We start from the raw sequence: 17,678 nt of genomic DNA, 5'->3' as shown, positions 1-17,678 counted from the left end.
TCGATCAAGCGCGTGGGAGTGTGACGCCACGCTGGCCCTGATACTTGCCGGCGCGGTCCTTGTAGGACACTTCACAGGCCTCGTCGGACTGCAGGAACAGCATCTGTGCCACGCCTTCATTGGCGTAGATCTTCGCCGGCAACGTGGTGGTGTTGGAGAACTCCAGGGTCACGTGACCTTCCCACTCGGGCTCAAGCGGCGTCACGTTGACGATGATGCCGCAGCGCGCGTAGGTGCTTTTGCCCAAGCAAATGGTCAGCACGTCACGCGGGATGCGGAAAAACTCCACGGTGCGCGCCAGGGCGAAGGAATTGGGCGGGATGATGCACACGTCGCTCTTGACGTCGACGAAGCTCTTTTCGTCGAAATTCTTCGGGTCGACGATCGCCGAGTTGATATTGGTGAACACCTTGAATTCGTCGGCGCAACGCACGTCGTAGCCATAGCTGGAAACACCGTACGAAATCACCGGAGCGTCGCCTGCGCCACGGATCTGGCGTTCAACGAACGGTTCGATCATGCCGTGCTCTTGCGCCATGCGGCGAATCCACTTGTCCGATTTGATGCTCATGGCGGGTGTCCTGAATAGCGAGGTGGAAAAATTCTGTTGGGCATCTTACCGGGGCCGGCTTCGGGGTTCAAAGGGCGCGGGGCTTTTCTTGATGAATGCACCGGCTGCTGCAAGCCGCAGCCAACGGGGCCGGGGCTTATAGTGCGGTCCCTTGTGACTGTAAATACCACCGCCAGTCACGAAAATAGAGAAACCTTCGGAAATACCATTGGCACGTTCCGGAAAAAGGGTTAAGGTGGCGCCACTGTGCTGCTTGTGTCACTGAGAATCTCTACACGATATGTTGAATTTCGATCCAACCATCTCCAAGAATTTTTCCTGCTCTTTGCACTCAGTCTCGGCCAGGGCTTTTCCTGAGTCGCAGTTAACTTTGTCCAAGGAGATACACCATGTCTAATCGCCAAACTGGTACCGTTAAGTGGTTCAACGATGAAAAAGGCTTCGGCTTCATCACTCCACAATCCGGTGACGACCTGTTCGTTCACTTCAAAGCTATCCAATCCGACGGCTTCAAAAGCCTGAAAGAAGGCCAACAGGTTTCTTTCATCGCTACCCGCGGTCAGAAAGGCATGCAAGCTGAAGAAGTTCAAGTTATCTAACTTGTACTGACTTAGTCGAAAAAACCCCGCCCTCAAAAGCGGGGTTTTTTTATGCCTGGGATTTGGCGCAACGCCACCGGAATCCCGGACAAAAAAATGTGGGAGCCTACTTATGTGGGAGCTGGCTTGCCTGCGATGCTAACGCCTCGGTGTATCAGTTACACCGAGACGATGCTATCGCTGGCAAGCCGGCTCCCACACAAGCCTGCTCCCACAGTTCATACAGCGTTGTTACTGGAACAACGACTCACTCGACAAGCCATTCTTCTCAAGGATCTCACGCAAGCGCTTGAGGCCCTCTACCTGGATCTGCCGCACCCGCTCACGGGTCAAACCGATCTCCAGGCCTACGTCCTCCAGGGTACTGCTCTCATGGCCGCGCAGGCCGAAGCGGCGAATCACCACTTCACGCTGCTTGTCCGTGAGCTCAGACAACCACTGGTCAATGCTTTGGGAAAGATCATCGTCCTGCAACAGTTCGCAAGGATCCGTCGGACGATCATCCGTCAGGGTGTCCAGCAGGGTTTTATCCGAATCCGGACCCAGCGAGACATCGACCGAAGACACGCGCTCGTTCAGGCCGAGCATGCGCTTAACCTCGCCTACCGGCTTTTCCAGCAGGTTGGCGATTTCTTCAGGCGAAGGTTCATGATCGAGTTTTTGTGTCAGCTCACGCGCCGCCCGCAGGTAGACGTTGAGCTCCTTGACCACATGGATCGGCAACCGGATCGTACGGGTTTGATTCATGATCGCCCGTTCGATGGTCTGACGAATCCACCAGGTGGCATAGGTCGAAAAGCGGAAGCCCCGCTCAGGGTCGAACTTCTCCACCGCCCGGATCAAGCCCAGGTTGCCCTCCTCGATCAGGTCCAGCAGCGACAGCCCACGATTGACGTAGCGTCGGGCGATTTTCACCACCAGGCGCAAGTTACTTTCAATCATGCGTTTGCGCCCAGCCGGATCGCCTTTTTGCGACAAGCGCGCAAAATGGACTTCTTCTTCGGGAGTGAGCAGAGGGGAAAAGCCGATTTCATTGAGGTACAGCTGCGTTGCGTCGAGCGCCCGCGTGTAGTCAATGTACTTGTGTTGCTTTAACGCGGTGGAGTTCTTGGATTTGGTGCGAACTGAAGGTGTAGCAGACCCTTCATCATTCGACATCGATTCCTTTTCGGTGAGTATCTCCATTTCAAGGAGAACCTCATCGTCGATGTCAAACTCCGGCGCTTCTTTACTGAGAGCCATTGTTATAGTCCTTTGGTGAGTTCGACCTCAAGCTCAAGCGACGCCTCTATCCTTGGCAACGCTGGAGCCTGTTCCTTCTACGTGAGGGAACAGGCTGTGCAACACATCAACGACGGGGTAGGAATTGCAGCGGATCTACAGGTTTCCCTTGGCGGCGAATCTCAAAGTGCAGTTTCACCCGGTCTGTACCAGTTGACCCCATTTCGGCAATTGTCTGTCCGACTTTGACTTGCTGCCCCTCCCGAACCAACAGCCTGCGGTTGTGACCGTAAGCACTGACGTAGGTATCGCTGTGTTTGATGATGACCAGTTCGCCGTAGCCCCGCAAACCACTCCCGGCGTACACCACTGTCCCATCAGACGCAGCTAAAACAGGCTGTCCCAAATCCCCGGCGATATCAATGCCTTTATTCAAACTACCGTTTGAAGAGAATTTTCCAATCAACACCCCGTTTGAAGGCCATCCCCAACCGGTCGGAGCAGGCCCTGCAGGCGGCAGAGGCGCAGGCGCTGGTTTGCTCGCAACCGTAGGCGCGGCGGTGCCTGCAGGCCGGGTGATGATCGTGGTTTTGCTCGAAGACGACGGCGAAGATCCGGAATTTGTCACAACTGTCGTAGGCGTTGAACCGGTGCGTCCATCGAAACGAATGGTCTGACCTGGATGTATCGTGTATGGCACAGGAATATTGTTACGAGCTGCGAGCGCCTTGTAATCCCAACCGTAACGGAAGGCGATCGAGAACATCGTGTCCCCCTTTCGCACTACATACTGACCGGTGGTGACCGTCGGTTTTTGCGGCACTGCATTATTGCGGTCAACCACCCGCGCACCGCTGGATGGCGTGCTCGAACAGGCCGCCAATAAGGAACTCAAGACAAGGCCAAGCACCAGTCGCTGAAAGCTTGTTTTACTCATACGCTGCGCAGGACCTGTGAGACTCACCCGCCGCTCCCTTTGTGGTGGCTGAACATGAACGCCTGTATCAGGCTTGAAATATGACGCAAGTATAACTGGGCATTGGATTTTTACCGGCACACGACTGAAACGAAAAATTCATCATGTTTAAACCCGGTTTCCCGTCATGTTGACTCTATGAGCCCCGCTGTAAGACACATCCCCACCCACAGAATTCACTGTTTGCGAATAAATGATCAGGCCAGCGGGCCATTGAGCAAGGGTACAAAGCGCACGGCGCCCAGTACATGCCGGGAAAAGCCTTCGTCTTCCCGGATAATGAGCATCAATTGTTGCACTTCGCCGGAACCCACCGGGATAACCAATCGCCCGCCAGGTGCCAGTTGATCCAGCAAGGCCTGCGGTACATCGGTTGCAACGGCGGTAACGATGATGCCGTTATACGGCGCCAGCGCCGGCCAGCCTTCCCAGCCATCGCCCCAGCGAAACACCACGTTACGCAGGTTGAGTTCCACCAGGCGCTCCTTGGCGCGGTCCTGCAGGACCTTGATGCGCTCCACCGAGAACACCCGCTCCACCAATTGCGACAGCACGGCGGTCTGGTAACCCGAACCGGTGCCGATCTCCAGCACTTTGTCCAACGGCCCCGCCGCCAGCAACAGCTCACTCATGCGCGCGACCATATAAGGCTGCGAAATGGTCTGGTTGTGGCCGATGGGCAACGCGGTGTCTTCATAGGCCCGATGCGCCAGGGCTTCGTCGACAAACAGGTGGCGTGGTGTGCGCCGGATGACTTCCAGCACCTGGGCATTCGACAGCCCTTCTTCGTACAGGCGCTGGATCAAACGCTCGCGCGTACGCTGCGAGGTCATCCCGATGCCACGGCGCAGCAGGTCGTCTTGTTCACGCGCCATCAACGCAGCCCCTCGAGCCAGCCATCGAGACTACTGAAGGCATCACTGAAGGTGCGATCAAGCTGCAACGGGGTAATCGATACATAACCTTGCATCACCGCATGAAAGTCTGTGCCCGGGCCACCGTCCTCGGCGTCGCCGGCTGCCGCAATCCAATAACCTTCCTTGCCGCGCGGATCGACCACTTTCAGAGGCGCCGCCGCACGGGCGCGATGGCCCAGGCGCGTCAGTTGGATGCCGCGAATATGGTCGAGGGGCAAATTAGGGATGTTGACGTTGAGTACTGTGCGCGGCGGCAGGTCCAGTGATCCGTGGGCCTCCACCAGCTTGCGGGCGAAATACGCCGCCGTCGCCAGGTTGTCCAACTGCCGCGAGGCAAAGGAAAAGGCGAACGAGGTGCGGCCCAGGAAACGCCCTTCAAGCGCCGCCGCCACCGTACCCGAATACAGCACGTCATCGCCCAGGTTGGCACCCAGGTTGATGCCCGACACCACCAGGTCCGGCTCCTGCTCCAACAAGCTGTTGATCGCCAGGTGCACGCAGTCGGTGGGGGTACCGTTCACGCTGATAAAGCCATTGGCCAGAACCTGCGGGTGCAGCGGACGGTCGAGCGTCAGCGAACTGCTGGCGCCGCTCTTGTCCTGGTCCGGGGCAACCACCACACACTCGGCGTAATCTTCCAGCGCAGCATAAAGCGCGGCAAGGCCGGGTGCGGTGGCACCGTCATCGTTAGATATCAGAATACGCATGGGCTGTCCGTCTGCCCCACCGGCACCAGATCAACAAGCTCGCGCACCAAGACAGTGGCGAAGCATCCGGCCGGCAGGACGAATTCCAGTTGCAGAATGTCCAGCGAGGGATAATGCCACGTCAACCCGCCAATGGGCAGTCGCAGAATGCGACGCTCCTGGCTCATGCCGGCATTGACCAGCCAATCGCGCAGGTCGGCTTCACCGTCGGCGATTGCCTGTTCCAGCGCGAAGGTCGCCCCCGACGCCGGCGAATTGCCTTCGCCCCACTGCGGCCCTGTCGGGTGCAGGTCCAGAATCGCCAGGCGCGGGTCGCTGCATTCAGCCTCCCCCGCCGGGAAAAAACTGCGGCTGTCAGTAAACGCCAACAAATCGCCGACCTGGGCGCGCTGCCAGGACCCGTCTGCCACACGTGCTGCCAGGACTTTATTGAAGAGAAAACTACGCGCGGTAGACAGCAGCCGCGAGCGCACATTGCGCTGCTCCGGCAGGGCCTTGCGGGCCGCCCATTCACGCGCGTCCGCCACGTTGCCGCCGTTGTGGCCGAAGCGCTGGGCACCGAAGTAATTGGGGATGCCGTGCTGGGCAATCTGCTGCAAACGCGCGTCGATGGCGGCGGTGTCGCCAGCCAATTGGGTCAGGCGCAGGGTAAAGCCGTTGGCCGAATGCGCACCCCGCTGCAGCTTGCGTTTATGACGGACGATCTTGAGGATTTTAAGGGTGTCGTTCTGCGCACCGCTCATGTCCGGGTCGGCCTTGCCCGGCAGTTGCACGCTGAACCACTGGCGCGTCAACGCCTGGCGATCCTTGAGCCCGGCATAGCTGACGGTGCGCAGCGGCACGCCGGCGGCCTTGGCAATGCGCCGCGCGGCTTCTTCAGTATTCAAACCGCGTTTTTCGACCCACAGCCACAGGTGCTCGCCGTCGCCGGTCAGCGGAATATCCAGCACTTCGTCTACCTGGAAATCTTCAGCCGTCGCTTTTAATACGGCGCTGCCCAAAGCCTCGCCGTAGGCCCGCGGGCCCAACAGTTGCAAGTCATTCATGCGCGCAGCAACAAGGCAACGGAGTGCACCGCGATGCCCTCTTCCCGTCCGGTAAACCCGAGTTTTTCGGTGGTGGTGGCTTTCACGTTGACTTGATCCAATTCAATTTGCAGATCCGCGGCAATCAGTGCGCGCATCGATTCGATATGCGGGGCCATTTTCGGCGCCTGGGCGACGATGGTGTTGTCGACATTCCCGACCTTCCAGCCCTTGGCGTGGATCAGGCCAACCACATGGCGCAGCAAGACGCGGCTGTCCGCACCCTTGAAGGTTGGGTCGGTGTCTGGAAAGTGCTTGCCGATATCGCCCAACGCCGCTGCGCCGAGCAGGGCATCGCTCAAGGCGTGCAATACAACGTCGCCGTCGGAATGAGCGAGCAACCCATGGTGGTGTGCAATGCGCACGCCGCCCAAGGTGATGAAATCGCCTTCAGCGAAACGGTGCACATCGTAGCCGTGGCCAATACGCATAAAAAAACGCCCCGATTTAATTCAGGGCGTGATTCTACCTACTTTTGCCTCACATTAACCGAGCAAAGCACGCCCATGATGTCGCAAATGATCTTCGATGAAGCTGGCGATAAAGAAGTAGCTGTGGTCGTAGCCGGGTTGCAGGCGCAGTTCGAGCGGATGGTTGGCCGCCTTGGCCGCTTGCTGCAGGGCTTCGGGCTTGAGTTGCACGGCGAGGAAATCGTCGCGGTCGCCCTGATCCACCAGCAATGGCAGCTTTTGCGTGGCCTCGCTGATCAGCGCGCAGGCGTCCCATTCACGCCATTTAGAGCGTTCATCACCCAAATAACGCGAGAAGGCCTTCTGGCCCCATGGGCAATCCATCGGGTTATTGATCGGCGAAAATGCCGACACTGATTGGTAGCGCCCAGGGTTGCGCAAGGCACACACCAAAGCACCGTGGCCGCCCATGGAGTGGCCGCTGATGCCGCGCTTTGCCGATGCAGGGAAATGCGCTTCAACCAACGCAGGCAATTCCTGCACCACGTAGTCATGCATCCGATAGTGCTTGGCCCAAGGTTCCTGCGTGGCATTCAGGTAGAAGCCGGCCCCCAGGCCAAAATCCCAGGCGTCGTCAGGGTCGCCCGGCACACCGGGCCCACGCGGGCTGGTGTCCGGCGCAACGATGATCAACCCCAGCTCGGCGGCCACACGCTGAGCACCAGCCTTTTGCATGAAGTTTTCGTCGGTGCAGGTCAAGCCGGACAGCCAGTACACCACCGGCAGTTTGCCGCCCTGCTCCGCCTGTGGCGGCAGGTAGACGGCAAAGGTCATGTCGCACCCGAGCACGTGGGAGCTGTGTTTGTAGCGTTTATGCCAGCCGCCAAAACTCTTTTGGCAGGAGATGTTTTCGAGGGTCATGGGAATGCTCCCAGCGGCGAGCGGCAAACTTCAGGCTGCAGGCAGACATACACCTTTTTGCAGCCTAGAGCGTGCAACTTGCAGCTGCTTTAAAAGTGAATGACGGTACGAATGCTCTTGCCTTCATGCATCAGGTCAAACGCTTTGTTGATGTCTTCCAGGCCCATGGTGTGGGTGATAAAGGTGTCCAGCGGGATTTCGCCGGATTGGGCCATTTCCACGTAGCTTGGCAATTCGGAACGGCCACGCACGCCGCCAAACGCCGAACCGCGCCAGACGCGCCCGGTCACCAGCTGGAATGGGCGGGTGGCGATTTCCTGGCCTGCACCGGCTACACCAATGATCACCGACTCGCCCCAACCCTTGTGGCAGCACTCCAGGGCCGCGCGCATCAGTTGCACATTGCCGATGCACTCGAAGGAAAAGTCCACGCCGCCGTCGGTCAAGTCGACGATCACGTCCTGGATGGGGCGGTCGTAGTCTTTCGGGTTGATGCAGTCGGTGGCGCCCAATTGCCTGGCGATTTCAAACTTGGCCGGGTTGATGTCGATGGCAATGATGCGACCGGCCTTGGCTTTCACTGCGCCGATGATGGCCGACAGGCCAATGCCGCCGAGGCCGAAGATAGCCACGGTATCGCCCGGCTTGACCTTGGCAGTGTTGATCACCGCGCCGATGCCGGTGGTAACGCCGCAGCCGAGCAGGCAGACCTTTTCCAACGGCGCTTCTTTAGGGATTTTTGCCACGGAAATTTCCGGCAGCACGGTGTACTCGGAGAACGTCGAGGTACCCATGTAGTGGAAAATCGGCTGGCCCTTGTAGGAGAAACGTGTGGTGCCATCCGGCATCAGGCCTTTGCCCTGCGTGGACCGAATGGCCTGGCACAGGTTGGTCTTGCCCGACAGGCAGAATTTGCACTTGCCGCATTCCGGCGTGTACAGCGGGATCACGTGGTCGCCGACGGCCACCGAAGTCACGCCCTCGCCGATTGCTTCAACCACCGCGCCACCTTCATGGCCGAGGATCGACGGAAAGATCCCTTCCGGGTCGGCGCCCGACAAGGTGTACGCGTCGGTATGGCACACGCCGGACGCGACCACCCGCAGCAGCACCTCGCCGGCCTTGGGCATGGCGACATCGACTTCGACGATCTCTAGGGGCTTCTTCGCTTCGAAGGCTACAGCGGCGCGGGACTTGATCATCCGGGTTTCTCCAGGAAATTAAAAACTGAAGCGCTGAGTGTAAAACATGGCCCAGTGATTAATAATCCGAGCGAAAGCAAAACTTTATTGCTGTACAGGGATAATCAACATGCTGGAAAACCGCTGGGAAGGCATCGACGAATTTGTTGCGGTGGCTGAGTGCAGCCAATTCACAGCGGCGGCCGAGCGACTTGGCGTGTCGTCATCGCACATCAGCCGGCAGGTGGCGCGCCTGGAAGAACGGCTGCAAACCCGGTTGCTCTATCGCAGCACGCGCAAGGTCACGCTGACCGAAGCCGGCCAGACCTTCCTGCAACACTGCCAACGCTTGCAGGACGGTCGCGAAGAAGCATTGCGCGCCGTCGGCGACCTCGCCAGCGAACCCAAGGGCATGTTGCGCATGACCTGCGCGGTGGCTTACGGCGAGCGTTTTATTGTGCCACTGGTCACACGATTCATGGGGCTCTACCCGCAATTGCGCGTGGATACCGAGTTGAGCAATCGCCAGCTGGACCTGGTGCATGAAGGCCTCGACCTGGCGATCCGCCTGGGCCGCCTGCAAGACTCGCGCATGGTCGCCAGTCGCCTGGCCCCGCGGCGCATGTACCTGTGCGCATCACCTTCCTACCTGGCGCGGTATGGTCGGCCACACAGTCTGTCGGAATTAAGTCGGCATAACTGCCTGATCGGCAGCTCGGATATTTGGCAACTGGCCCAGGATGGGCGCGAATTTTCCCAACGGGTGCAGGGAAACTGGCGCTGCAACAGTGGGCAGGCGGTGCTGGATGCGGCGTTGCAAGGGGTCGGGCTGTGCCAGTTGCCGGACTATTACGTGCTGGAGCATCTGCATACGGGCGCGCTGGTGTCGTTACTGGAGGCGCATCAGCCACCGAACACGGCGGTGTGGGCGTTGTATCCACAGCAGCGGCATTTATCGCCGAAGGTCAGAAAGCTGGTGGATTTCTTGAAGGAGGGGTTGGCCGAGCGGCCGGAGTACAGCGAGTAATTTGGGGCGCCTGCCTGGGTCTCATCGCGGGCTAGCCCGGCTCCCACTGGGAGTCGCATTTCAACCGTGGGAGCTGGCTTGCCTGCGATGAAGTCAACGCGGTTTAACTGACTACCTGCGGTTCGCCCACCGCAGCCGCAACCACTCCAGGTCTTCGGGCCGGGTCACCTTGATATTGTCCGAACGCCCTTCAATCAGGCGCGGCGCCTGGCCGGACCATTCCATCGCCGAGGCTTCGTCGGTGATGACGGCATCAGCCACCAAGCTATCAGCCAACGCTCGATGCAATGCACCGAGGCGAAACATCTGCGGCGTGTAGGCTTGCCAGATCAGGCTGCGGTCGACGGTTTCAACCACACGTGCGTGCTTGTCGACGCGCTTGAGCGTGTCGCGAGCGGGCACGGCCAGCAGCCCGCCGACAGGATCATCCGACAGTTCCAACAATAGGTTATCGAGGTCATCACGGCTGAGGTTAGGCCGCGCGGCGTCATGCACCAGCACCCAATCATCATCGCTGGCACCCAGCGCATTGAGTTGCAGCAACGCATTGAGTACCGAACCCGAGCGCTCGTCACCGCCGTCCGCACGCACGATGCGTGGGTCATTGGCGCAAGGCAGGTTCGGCCAATAAGGATCATCGACAGCCAAACTGACTACCAGCCCCTTGAGCCCTGGATGGTCGAGAAAACAGCCGAGGCTGTGTTCGAGAATTGTGCGCCCGCCCAATTGCAAGTATTGCTTGGGGCGGTCCGCAGCCATACGGGCACCAACGCCCGCGGCAGGAATCACGGCCCAGAAGGCCGGTAAAACGCTACTCATTGGGCCAGCTGATAGAGGGTTTCGCCCTCTTTCACCATGCCCAGCTCATGACGAGCCCGTTCTTCAACGGTCTCCGTACCTTTTTTCAGCTCAAGCACTTCAGCATCGAGGACACGATTGCGCTCCAGCAGACGTTCGTTCTCGGCGTGCTGGTCGGCAATTTGCTGGGTCAACTCTTTCACCTGCGCAAAGCTGCCATTACCCACCCATAGGCGGTACTGCAGGCCAGCCAGCAACAAGAGCAAGACGAGGAACAACCAATTGGGACTGCGCATCGAAATCCGGGTATCCAGTAAAAAAAGACAGCCATGCAAAACTTTTGAAGCAACTGATAGCACGAAGCCTGGATGAACCAGGCTTGTGCTTGTTAGCCATGAGATTAGCGTCGAAATTCACGCTGTCGTGATTTTTCCGACGTAATCCGCAGACCTTTTACCATTTAACAATCAGCCGCGAAACTCGCTGCGACCGTTGTACTTGGCTTTACCTGCCAATTGCTCTTCGATACGCAGCAATTGGTTGTACTTGGAAACGCGGTCGGAACGGCACAGGGAACCGGTCTTGATCTGCCCAGCCGAGGTGCCCACGGCCAGGTCGGCAATGGTCGAGTCTTCGGTTTCGCCGGAGCGGTGGGAGATCACGGCGGTGTAGCCCGCAGCCTTGGCCATCTGGATGGCTTCCAGGGTTTCGGTCAGGGTGCCGATCTGGTTGAACTTGATCAGGATCGAGTTGGCAATCTTCTTGTCGATGCCTTCTTTCAGGATCTTGGTGTTGGTCACGAACAGGTCGTCGCCGACCAGTTGGATTTTTTCGCCGATCTTGTCGGTGAGGACTTTCCAGCCAGCCCAGTCGGACTCGTCCAGGCCGTCTTCGATGGAGATGATCGGGTAGCGTTCGGTCAAGCCTTTGAGGTAGTCGGCAAAACCTTCGGAGGTGAACACGTGGCCTTCGCCGGACAGGTTGTATTTACCGTCCTCGTAGAACTCGCTGGCCGCGCAGTCCAGGGCCAGGGTCACGTCGGTGCCCAGTTTGTAGCCCGCATTGGCCACGGCTTCGGAGATCACTTTCAGTGCATCTTCGTTGGACGCCAGGTTCGGCGCGAAACCACCTTCGTCACCCACGGCAGTGCTCAGGCCACGGGCCTTCAGGACAGCTTTGAGGTGGTGGAAAATCTCGGTGCCCATGCGCAGGCCTTCGGAGAAGGTCTTGGCGCCAACCGGCTGCACCATGAATTCCTGGATGTCGACGTTGTTATCAGCGTGCTCGCCACCGTTGATGATGTTCATCATCGGCACCGGCATCGAGTAAACACCCGGGGTGCCGTTCAGGTTGGCGATGTGTGCGTACAGCGGCAAGTCCTGGTCCTGTGCGGCAGCCTTGGCAGCGGCCAGGGACACGGCGAGGATGGCGTTGGCGCCCAGGCTGCCTTTGTTTTCGGTGCCGTCGAGCTTGATCATCGCGTGGTCCAGGGCTTTCTGGTCCAGCGGGTCCTTGCCCAGCAACAGGTCACGGATCGGGCCGTTGATGTTGGCTACAGCCTTGAGTACACCCTTGCCCAGGTAACGGCTCTTGTCGCCATCACGCAGTTCCAGTGCTTCGCGGGAACCTGTGGAAGCACCGGACGGCGCGCAGGCGCTGCCGATGATGCCGTTATCGAGGAGCACGTCGGCTTCGACGGTAGGGTTGCCACGGGAGTCGAGAACTTCACGACCTTTGATGTCGACGATTTTTGCCATTGTTGTAAACACTCCAAAGTTGACGAAAACGACGCAGCTGAAGGAAATCTTTTGACCGACCGCAAGGGTGGAACAACGGGGCAGGCTTGCAGGCGACAAGGCTCAGGCCCGCAGGCCTGAGCGTAAAGCGAGGGAAAGTCTACCGGAGAAATGGCGCTTACGCGGTCTCTACCGTCGGAAAACTCTTGACCAGTTCGTCCAACTGCTTGAGCTGGGCCAGGAATGGCTCCAGCTTATCCAGGCGCAGGGCGCATGGGCCGTCGCATTTGGCGTTGTCCGGGTCCGGATGGGCTTCCAGGAACAGGCCCGCCAGCGACTGGCTGATGCCCGCCTTGGCCAGGTCCAGCACCTGGGCACGGCGCCCACCAGCGGAATCGGCGCGACCACCGGGCATTTGCAACGCGTGGGTCACGTCGAAGAACACCGGGTATTCGAACTGTTTCATGATGCCGAAACCGAGCATGTCCACCACGAGGTTGTTGTAGCCGAAGCTCGAACCACGCTCGCAGAGAATCAACTGGTCGTTACCCGCTTCCACGCACTTGTTCAGGATGTGTTTCATTTCCTGGGGCGCGAGGAACTGGGCTTTCTTGATATTGATCACAGCACCGGTCTTGGCCATGGCGACCACGAGGTCGGTCTGGCGCGACAGGAAGGCCGGCAACTGGATGATGTCGCACACCTCGGCGACCACGGCCGCTTGTTCCGGCTCGTGGACGTCGGTGATGATCGGCACGCCGAAGGCTTGCTTGATGTCCTGGAAGATCCGCATGCCTTCTTCAAGGCCCGGGCCGCGATAGGAGGTCACGGACGAACGGTTGGCCTTGTCGAAGCTGGCCTTGAACACGTAAGGGATACCGAGTTTCTCGGTCACCTTCACGTACTCTTCACAGACCTGCATCGCCATGTCGCGGCTTTCCAGCACGTTCATGCCGCCGAACAGCACCATGGGCTTGTCGTTGGCAATCTCGATGTCGCCTACGCGAATGATCTTCTGGGCCATCAGGTTCACGCCTTCTTCTGATGTTGCGTCAGTGCTGCTTTAACGAAACCGCTGAACAACGGGTGACCGTCGCGCGGGGTCGAGGTGAACTCAGGGTGGAACTGGCAGGCCACGAACCACGGATGATCCGGCGCCTCGACCACTTCAACCAACTTGCCATCGCCGGAGCGACCGGAGATTTTCAGGCCGGCTTCTTTGATCTGCGGCAGCAGGTTGTTGTTCACTTCGTAGCGGTGACGGTGACGCTCGACGATCACGTCCTTGCCATAGCAATCGTGAACCAGCGAGCCCGGCTCCAGCAGGCAGTCTTGCGCGCCAAGGCGCATGGTGCCGCCCAGGTCGGAGCTTTCGGTACGGGTTTCAACGGCGCCGGTGGCATCTTCCCATTCGGTGATCAGGCCCACGACCGGGTGGCCGCTGGTGTGATCGAACTCGGTGGAGTTGGCGTCTTTCCAGCCCAGCACGTTACGGGCGAACTCGATAACGGCCACTTGCATGCCCAGGCAGATACCCAGGTACGGCACTTTGTTTTCACGAGCGTACTGAACCGCAGTGATTTTGCCTTCCACGCCACGCAGGCCGAAACCGCCCGGTACGAGAATCGCATCAACACCTTCGAGCAAGGCAGTGCCCTGGTTCTCGATGTCTTCGGAATCGATGTAGCGCAGGTTGACCTTGGTACGGTTGCTGATACCGGCGTGGCTCATCGCTTCGATCAGCGACTTGTACGCGTCCAGCAGCTCCATGTACTTGCCGACCATGGCGATGGTGACTTCATGCTCAGGATTGAGCTTGGCATCCACCACAGCTTCCCACTCGGACAGGTCCGCGCCGTTGCACTGCAGGCCGAAACGCTCGACCACAAAATCATCCAGGCCTTGGGAGTGCAGGATGCCCGGGATCTTGTAGATGGTGTCGGCGTCTTCCAGGGCAATCACCGCACGCTCTTCAACGTTGGTGAACTGCGCAATCTTGCGGCGCGAGGAAATGTCGATCGGGTGATCGGAGCGGCATACCAGCACGTCTGGCTGCAGGCCGATGGAACGCAGTTCCTTGACCGAGTGCTGGGTAGGCTTGGTTTTGGTTTCGCCGGCGGTGGCGATGTACGGCACCAGCGTCAGGTGCATCAGCATCGCGCGCTTGGCGCCGACTTCGAAACGCAGCTGGCGGATGGCTTCGAGGAACGGCTGGGATTCGATGTCACCCACGGTGCCACCGATCTCGACCATCGCCACGTCGGCATCGCCTGCACCCTTGATGATGCGGCGCTTGATTTCGTCGGTGATGTGCGGGATCACCTGGATGGTTGCACCCAGGTAGTCACCACGGCGCTCCTTGCGCAGCACGTGCTCGTAGACACGGCCAGTGGTGAAGTTGTTGTTCTGGGTCATGGTCGTGCGGATGAACCGCTCGTAGTGGCCCAAATCCAGGTCGGTCTCGGCGCCGTCGTGTGTGACGAACACTTCACCGTGCTGGAACGGGCTCATGGTGCCCGGGTCAACGTTGATGTACGGGTCCAGCTTGAGCATGGTGACCTTAAGTCCCCGCGCCTCCAGGATGGCCGCCAATGAAGCGGAGGCAATGCCTTTCCCCAATGAAGAAACAACACCGCCCGTGACGAATATGTAGCGCGTCATGAAAAACCCTAGAAGTCTGCGTTAAAGCGGTCCGAGCCGCCGGGGAAAGCGAAGGAAGGCCGAAGCCCCCGATCACCTGCATTAATCACAGTGCACCTTTCAAAAAAACCGCCGCGTTGTGACAGACCAGCAATGAAACACCGGTACGTTGATCGCTACACATTTTTTGGAATCGCCCAGCAAAGACTGCTTGGTAATCGGCAACTGCTGCGATTCAGTCGAATCCACAGAAGTTGTATCAAGAAGGGAGCGTAGTCTACCGGAAAGGCTCTATCAGCTCAAACCTTGATCGCAAGTCTGTGGCATCCAATCCAATTGTCCATCACCCGGCAGCCTGGCCCACAGGCCTGCAAGGCTTGGGACAGCCAGCAATTGCTCACCCTGATAGACCAGCGGCAATCTGCCACGGACAAAGCCCGGCAGCCCGCATTCATTAAGCAAGCGCTTCAAGTCGCGCCGGCCTCGAGCGGGCACTTCGATGATTTCGCCGCCCTGACGGTAACGCACCTCAAGCGGACCTTGGGGAGCCTCACCGATAAAGTTCAGCTGGCCATTGCCGGGTAACGCGAGTGGGTTTTGCGGATGCGGCCAACTGACCACGGCGTCGGAAAACTCCAACCACGCTGCGGGCAGCCACCAGATGCGCTCGCCGCAACGATGCAACTGGCCGTCGGCAAGGCGCCACAGCGGTTGTGCGTCAGCCTTGGCGTCGCGCAGGGCCTGCCAGCTGGCCCAGTGGTCGCTGTCGGGTAAACGGGTCAGAGGCGCCAGCCAGTGGCGCAAGGCATTACGTTGGCGGGCGTCAGAAAGTTCGCGCAGTGGAGCCAGAACCAACGAGGGCAGAGGCAACCAGGGAAATGGCGAAGGCTGATCGGCAGCTTGCAAGTCCATCCTCGCCAACTCGTCGAGCAGGCCCTGGGCTTCACTCAGGTGTTCGGCGGTGCGTGCCAGGCTGGAAACGGCTTGAGGCCATCGCTGCGTCAACACGGGAAGCACACGATGGCGCAAGTAATTGCGCGAGAAACGTGGGTCGGCGTTCGAAGGGTCTTCGATCCACGTCAACTGGTGCTCGTGTGCGTAGGCTTCCAATTCAGCACGCGAGGCCTCCAGCAACGGCCGCACCACGTGCCCCCTTGCCAGTGGGCGATGCACAGGCATAGCCGCCAGCCCGCGCACCCCTGCACCGCGCATCAGCCGAAACAACAGGGTTTCAGCCTGATCGTCGCGATGCTGCCCGGTGAGCAACACCTCCCCCGCGCCAGTGGCCTCGGTAAACGCCTGATAACGCGCGTCACGCGCCGCACGCTCAAGGCTGGCGCCCGGTTGCACTTGCACGCGCATTACCCGCAAGGGCACGCCCAAGGCGTCACACACCGCCTGGCAATGACTCGGCCAGGCGTCAGCCGCAGCTTGCAAGCCATGGTAGACGTGGACAGCACTGAGCGGCGGGAGGGTTTCGGTGGTTGCCAGAGTGGCCAACAGGTGCAGCAGGACGGTGGAGTCCAGACCACCCGAGAATGCGATGTGCCAGGCCGGGGCATTGCGCCAGGGCGCCAGATTTTGCAGGAAATTGGCGGGTAGAGCCGGCTTCATAACACAGTACCGCCATCAATCTGGAATGCGATAACCCAGCATACACAAAGCAAATGTGGGAGCGGGCTTGTGTGGGAGCCGGGCTCGCCCACGATGCAGGCAACTCGGGTTATCTGATACACCGAGTTGATGCTATCGCAGGCAAGCCAGCTCCCACACAAACCCGCTCCCACAGTGGTACTGCATTGTCTGCAAGATCAGCGTTTGATCAGAGGCCGTAGCTCATCAGGCGCTCGTAACGACGGGCCAGCAACGCCTCATTATCGAACTTCTTGAGCATCGCCAATTGCGAACCCAGCTCAGCGCGCAAGGTGGCAGCAGCGGCAGCCGGGTCACGGTGGGCGCCGCCCAATGGCTCGGCGATCACTTTGTCCACGATGCCCAGGCCTTTCAGGCGATCAGCGGTGATACCCATGGCTTCAGCAGCGTCCGGTGCCTTTTCGGCGGTTTTCCACAGAATCGAGGCGCAACCTTCCGGCGAAATTACCGCGTAGGTTGAATATTGCAGCATGTTCAGCTGGTCGCACACGCCAATGGCCAGCGCCCCGCCGGAACCACCCTCACCAATCACGGTGGCGATGATCGGGGTTTTCAGGCGCGCCATGACACGCAGGTTCCAGGCGATTGCTTCGCTCTGGTTACGCTCTTCGGCGTCGATGCCCGGGTAAGCGCCCGGCGTGTCAATGAAGGTCAGGATCGGCATCTTGAAGCGCTCGGCCATTTCCATCAGGCGGCAAGCCTTGCGGTAGCCTTCGGGGCGCGGCATGCCGAAGTTGCGGCGGACTTTTTCACGCACTTCACGGCCTTTCTGGTGACCGATCACCATGACCGGCTGGTCGTCCAGGCGAGCGATACCGCCCACGATGGCCGCGTCGTCGGAGAAGTGGCGGTCGCCGTGCAGCTCGTCGAACTCGGTGAAGATGTGCTGAATGTAATCCAGGGTGTACGGACGGCGCGGGTGGCGTGCCAGGCGCGCGATCTGCCAGCTGGTCAGCTTGCCGAAGATGTCCTCGGTGAGCGTGCTGCTCTTGTCTTGCAGGCGAGCGATCTCATCGCCGATATTCAGCGAATTGTCATTGCCGACCAGGCGCAATTCTTCAATCTTGGCTTGCAGGTCAGCGATCGGCTGTTCGAAATCAAGAAAATTCGGGTTCATAAGCGTCCGTCTTGGGTCGACGGCCAAGGAGTGCCTGGCCAGCCGGTTGTCTATTCGCGCCCTACCTTAAGGGAGAGGCGCGTTTAGGTCGAGATTAAATGTTCAGTCGAGATCAGACA

At 59.3% G+C, this 17,678-nt stretch carries 18 protein-coding genes; 2 read left to right on the top strand and 16 right to left on the bottom strand.

The window, feature by feature from the left end:
• Positions 1-4 precede the first annotated feature (4 nt).
• A complete protein-coding gene (gene dcd, locus AACW30_RS23285; protein WP_106577147.1) occupies positions 5-571 on the bottom strand; it encodes a dCTP deaminase in 567 nt (188 codons plus the stop codon).
• Positions 572-960: 389 nt separating this feature from the next.
• Here dcd and AACW30_RS23280 point away from each other — a divergent pair, with 389 nt between their 5' ends.
• Complete coding sequence (locus AACW30_RS23280; protein WP_002554837.1) at positions 961-1,170, top strand: cold-shock protein; 210 nt, start codon at positions 961-963, stop codon at positions 1,168-1,170.
• A gap of 231 nt (positions 1,171-1,401) precedes the next feature.
• Here AACW30_RS23280 and rpoS read toward each other — a convergent pair whose 3' ends face one another.
• The 8 genes from rpoS to AACW30_RS23240 form a co-directional block, all read right to left on the bottom strand.
• The gene (gene rpoS, locus AACW30_RS23275) at positions 1,402-2,412 is read right to left on the bottom strand and encodes an RNA polymerase sigma factor RpoS (protein WP_016974430.1); all 1,011 of its coding nucleotides are present in this window, start codon (positions 2,410-2,412) and stop codon (positions 1,402-1,404) included.
• A 106-nt stretch (positions 2,413-2,518) separates the two neighbouring features.
• On the bottom strand, positions 2,519-3,355 hold the full coding sequence (locus tag AACW30_RS23270; RefSeq protein WP_106577148.1) for a peptidoglycan DD-metalloendopeptidase family protein: 837 nt from the start codon (positions 3,353-3,355) through the stop codon (positions 2,519-2,521).
• Positions 3,356-3,564: 209 nt separating this feature from the next.
• Entirely contained in the window at positions 3,565-4,200 is a 636-nt protein-coding gene (locus tag AACW30_RS23265) for a protein-L-isoaspartate(D-aspartate) O-methyltransferase (protein ID WP_169850588.1), read from the bottom strand.
• 41 nt (positions 4,201-4,241) lie between these two features.
• Positions 4,242-4,991 (bottom strand): 5'/3'-nucleotidase SurE, encoded by a 750-nt coding sequence (surE, locus tag AACW30_RS23260; protein WP_119738771.1) that lies wholly within the window; start codon positions 4,989-4,991, stop codon positions 4,242-4,244.
• Positions 4,979-6,037, bottom strand: coding sequence for a tRNA pseudouridine(13) synthase TruD (truD, locus tag AACW30_RS23255; protein ID WP_106577150.1), 1,059 nt, complete (start codon positions 6,035-6,037; stop codon positions 4,979-4,981). The genes surE and truD overlap by 13 nt, the downstream gene beginning before the upstream one ends.
• Complete coding sequence (gene ispF / locus AACW30_RS23250; protein WP_012722614.1) at positions 6,034-6,507, bottom strand: 2-C-methyl-D-erythritol 2,4-cyclodiphosphate synthase; 474 nt, start codon at positions 6,505-6,507, stop codon at positions 6,034-6,036. Before ispF ends, truD begins: the two co-directional genes overlap by 4 nt.
• A 54-nt stretch (positions 6,508-6,561) precedes the next feature.
• Complete coding sequence (gene fghA / locus AACW30_RS23245) at positions 6,562-7,407, bottom strand: S-formylglutathione hydrolase (RefSeq protein ID WP_234452497.1); 846 nt, start codon at positions 7,405-7,407, stop codon at positions 6,562-6,564.
• 89 nt (positions 7,408-7,496) lie between these two features.
• On the bottom strand, positions 7,497-8,609 hold the full coding sequence (locus AACW30_RS23240) for an S-(hydroxymethyl)glutathione dehydrogenase/class III alcohol dehydrogenase (RefSeq protein WP_106577153.1): 1,113 nt from the start codon (positions 8,607-8,609) through the stop codon (positions 7,497-7,499).
• Positions 8,610-8,718: 109 nt separating this feature from the next.
• Between AACW30_RS23240 and AACW30_RS23235 the strand changes: the two genes are divergently transcribed.
• Complete coding sequence (locus AACW30_RS23235) at positions 8,719-9,615, top strand: LysR substrate-binding domain-containing protein (RefSeq protein WP_200623536.1); 897 nt, start codon at positions 8,719-8,721, stop codon at positions 9,613-9,615.
• 111 nt (positions 9,616-9,726) lie between these two features.
• Here the strand turns inward: AACW30_RS23235 and ispD are convergent, their stop codons facing one another.
• From ispD to AACW30_RS23200, 7 genes are all read right to left on the bottom strand, one after another.
• A complete protein-coding gene (gene ispD / locus AACW30_RS23230) occupies positions 9,727-10,434 on the bottom strand; it encodes a 2-C-methyl-D-erythritol 4-phosphate cytidylyltransferase (protein ID WP_106577155.1) in 708 nt (235 codons plus the stop codon).
• The gene (ftsB, locus tag AACW30_RS23225) at positions 10,431-10,709 is read right to left on the bottom strand and encodes a cell division protein FtsB (RefSeq protein ID WP_017137157.1); all 279 of its coding nucleotides are present in this window, start codon (positions 10,707-10,709) and stop codon (positions 10,431-10,433) included. The genes ispD and ftsB overlap by 4 nt, the downstream gene beginning before the upstream one ends.
• A gap of 171 nt (positions 10,710-10,880) precedes the next feature.
• The gene (gene eno / locus AACW30_RS23220) at positions 10,881-12,170 is read right to left on the bottom strand and encodes a phosphopyruvate hydratase (RefSeq protein ID WP_106577156.1); all 1,290 of its coding nucleotides are present in this window, start codon (positions 12,168-12,170) and stop codon (positions 10,881-10,883) included.
• A gap of 157 nt (positions 12,171-12,327) precedes the next feature.
• Positions 12,328-13,173: a 3-deoxy-8-phosphooctulonate synthase gene (kdsA, locus tag AACW30_RS23215; RefSeq protein ID WP_010212442.1), complete on the bottom strand. Its 846-nt coding sequence runs from the start codon at positions 13,171-13,173 to the stop codon at positions 12,328-12,330.
• Positions 13,174-13,178: 5 nt separating this feature from the next.
• A complete protein-coding gene (locus AACW30_RS23210; RefSeq protein WP_106577157.1) occupies positions 13,179-14,810 on the bottom strand; it encodes a CTP synthase in 1,632 nt (543 codons plus the stop codon).
• 273 nt (positions 14,811-15,083) lie between these two features.
• Complete coding sequence (tilS, locus tag AACW30_RS23205) at positions 15,084-16,403, bottom strand: tRNA lysidine(34) synthetase TilS (RefSeq protein ID WP_200623535.1); 1,320 nt, start codon at positions 16,401-16,403, stop codon at positions 15,084-15,086.
• A 208-nt stretch (positions 16,404-16,611) separates the two neighbouring features.
• On the bottom strand, positions 16,612-17,559 hold the full coding sequence (locus tag AACW30_RS23200) for an acetyl-CoA carboxylase carboxyltransferase subunit alpha (RefSeq protein ID WP_106577159.1): 948 nt from the start codon (positions 17,557-17,559) through the stop codon (positions 16,612-16,614).
• Positions 17,560-17,678: the final 119 nt, after the last annotated feature.

The organism is Pseudomonas sp. MF6747, from assembly GCF_963890955.1.
GTDB lineage: Bacteria > Pseudomonadota > Gammaproteobacteria > Pseudomonadales > Pseudomonadaceae > Aquipseudomonas.
The sequence above is the reverse complement of the archived record's forward strand: the minus strand, read 5'-3'. Positions and strand labels throughout refer to the sequence as shown.

Excerpts from the sequence above, each read along its gene's own strand:
- dcd (WP_106577147.1), bottom strand. The coding sequence starts at position 571 with ATGAGCATCAAATCGGACAAGTGGATTCGCCGCATGGCGCAAGAGCAC.
- AACW30_RS23280 (WP_002554837.1), top strand. The coding sequence starts at position 961 with ATGTCTAATCGCCAAACTGGTACCGTTAAGTGGTTCAACGATGAAAAA.
- rpoS (WP_016974430.1), bottom strand. The coding sequence starts at position 2,412 with ATGGCTCTCAGTAAAGAAGCGCCGGAGTTTGACATCGACGATGAGGTT.
- AACW30_RS23265 (WP_169850588.1), bottom strand. The coding sequence starts at position 4,200 with ATGACCTCGCAGCGTACGCGCGAGCGTTTGATCCAGCGCCTGTACGAA.
- surE (WP_119738771.1), bottom strand. The coding sequence starts at position 4,991 with ATGCGTATTCTGATATCTAACGATGACGGTGCCACCGCACCCGGCCTT.
- truD (WP_106577150.1), bottom strand. The coding sequence starts at position 6,037 with ATGAATGACTTGCAACTGTTGGGCCCGCGGGCCTACGGCGAGGCTTTG.
- ispF (WP_012722614.1), bottom strand. The coding sequence starts at position 6,507 with ATGCGTATTGGCCACGGCTACGATGTGCACCGTTTCGCTGAAGGCGAT.
- fghA (WP_234452497.1), bottom strand. The coding sequence starts at position 7,407 with ATGACCCTCGAAAACATCTCCTGCCAAAAGAGTTTTGGCGGCTGGCAT.
- AACW30_RS23240 (WP_106577153.1), bottom strand. The coding sequence starts at position 8,609 with ATGATCAAGTCCCGCGCCGCTGTAGCCTTCGAAGCGAAGAAGCCCCTA.
- AACW30_RS23235 (WP_200623536.1), top strand. The coding sequence starts at position 8,719 with ATGCTGGAAAACCGCTGGGAAGGCATCGACGAATTTGTTGCGGTGGCT.
- ispD (WP_106577155.1), bottom strand. The coding sequence starts at position 10,434 with ATGAGTAGCGTTTTACCGGCCTTCTGGGCCGTGATTCCTGCCGCGGGC.
- ftsB (WP_017137157.1), bottom strand. The coding sequence starts at position 10,709 with ATGCGCAGTCCCAATTGGTTGTTCCTCGTCTTGCTCTTGTTGCTGGCT.
- eno (WP_106577156.1), bottom strand. The coding sequence starts at position 12,170 with ATGGCAAAAATCGTCGACATCAAAGGTCGTGAAGTTCTCGACTCCCGT.
- kdsA (WP_010212442.1), bottom strand. The coding sequence starts at position 13,173 with ATGGCCCAGAAGATCATTCGCGTAGGCGACATCGAGATTGCCAACGAC.
- AACW30_RS23210 (WP_106577157.1), bottom strand. The coding sequence starts at position 14,810 with ATGACGCGCTACATATTCGTCACGGGCGGTGTTGTTTCTTCATTGGGG.
- tilS (WP_200623535.1), bottom strand. The coding sequence starts at position 16,403 with ATGAAGCCGGCTCTACCCGCCAATTTCCTGCAAAATCTGGCGCCCTGG.
- AACW30_RS23200 (WP_106577159.1), bottom strand. The coding sequence starts at position 17,559 with ATGAACCCGAATTTTCTTGATTTCGAACAGCCGATCGCTGACCTGCAA.